At 42.2% G+C, this 1,198-nt stretch carries 1 pseudogene; it reads left to right on the forward strand.

Annotated features, from left to right (window positions below):
• Positions 1-1,121 (forward strand): annotated as a pseudogene (locus U736_RS12445) (Vomp family autotransporter); the annotation flags it as partial.
• Between the last annotated feature and the right edge of the window lie 77 nt (positions 1,122-1,198).

Raw genomic sequence — 1,198 nt, forward strand, 5'->3', positions numbered from 1 at the left:
CAAATACCCTAGACGCAACAGGTCTGGTAATTACTGATGGTCCGAAAATAACCACCGGTGGTATTGATGCTGGTAGTAAGAAGATAACAGGCATTCAAAATGGTGCACTCACAGCAGAATCAACCGAAGCTGTCAATGGTTCCCAACTTTTGGCAACAAATACTGAAATTAAAGAGGTAAGAGACAGTATTCTTGTTAAGCAAGCAACAGAGATGACTTTAGCGCGCAGTCTGCGTGATGGAGGAGCAGGTCTTATCACTATCGGTAAGGGAACCGGTGGTACTGAAATCAGCATTTTAAATAAGGATAGTGGAGCCCGGAAACTTTCCGGTTTACTCAATGGGGTTGTTGGTGAAGACTCAACCGAAGCCATAACGGGTGCTCAGCTTCATAGTCTAGGGAGCAGTGTTGCATCTTATTTCGGTGGTGGCGCTAAATATGAAAGTGGCACATGGACTGCTCCTACATTCATTGTTAAGTCCGTTAAGGAAGATGGCGAAACAGAAAACAAAGAATATTCTGATGTAGCTTCTGCCTTTGCTGGTGTTGGTTCTTCTATCACGAATGTAAAAAAAGAGATTACCAATCAGATCACTAATGCGAAAAATGATTCTTTGTACTGGAGCGAAGAGGAGAATGCGTTTGCAGCGCAGCATGGAGAAGAAAAAAGCAGCAGCAAGATTACATCACTTGCCAATGGAGACATTACTTCAACCTCAAGCGATGCTGTAGCTGGCAATCAGCTTCATAGTCTAGGGAGCAGTGTTGCAAAATCTTTAGGCGGTAATGTTAGCTATGCGGATGGGAAATGGACTTCTCCTACCTTCAAGGTAAAAACAATCAAGGAAGATGGCGTCCCTGAAGATAAGGATTATCCTGATGTAGCTTCTGCTTTTGCTGGTGTTGGTAGTTCTATCACGAATGTTCAGAATAAATTGACTGAACAGGTTAATAATGTGGTTAAAAAAGTAGAAAGCGAAAGCTTTGTTCAGCAAGACAAAACAACGCATCGTCTCACTATTGGCGCAGCAGTAGAAGGCAGTGAAATCAATATCTCCAATAAGGACCAAGGGGATAGGATACTTTCTGGTGTTGGGGAAGCAACCCCAGCCAATGTTTAGTAAAATCAATAGGTTATATAAAAGTTCGGGAATTTTGATTCCGTTGATTCTTTTAACTTATTTTCTACCTGTCCCTA

The organism is Bartonella grahamii ATCC 700132 (assembly GCF_000518085.1).
Classification (GTDB): Bacteria; Pseudomonadota; Alphaproteobacteria; order Rhizobiales; family Rhizobiaceae; genus Bartonella; species Bartonella grahamii.